Origin of the sequence: Achromobacter sp. SIMBA_011, assembly GCF_046535435.1 — a bacterium.
In the GTDB taxonomy this organism is placed as follows: Bacteria; Pseudomonadota; Gammaproteobacteria; order Burkholderiales; family Burkholderiaceae_B; genus Achromobacter; species Achromobacter dolens.
Map to the genome: position 1 here is coordinate 1 of NZ_JAWRWN010001124.1, position 241 is coordinate 241.

The 241-nt window shown below is 66.4% G+C and carries 1 protein-coding gene; it reads left to right on the plus strand.

From position 1 onward, the window contains the following. Window positions 1-181: divalent metal cation transporter (locus tag SB816_RS34545; protein WP_410548565.1), on the plus strand; the 181-nt coding region annotated here is incomplete at its 5' end. Between the last annotated feature and the right edge of the window lie 60 nt (window positions 182-241).

Consider the following 241-nt stretch of genomic DNA (forward strand, 5'->3'; position numbering starts at 1 on the left):
CGACGTCACGCGCGCGATGGTGGTCAGTCAGGTCGTACTGAGCTTCGTGCTGCCGATGCCGATGATCGCGCTGCTGATGCTGTCGGCGCGCACCGACGTGATGGGCGCTTACGCGATGCGCATGCCGCTGCGGATCGTCGCCGGCGCGGCGACGGTCGTGATCGTCGGGCTGAACGCGTAGCTGGTATGGGCGGCATTCAATTGAACGCGATACGGGCGGGCAGCTTGCTGCTGCAGGTCC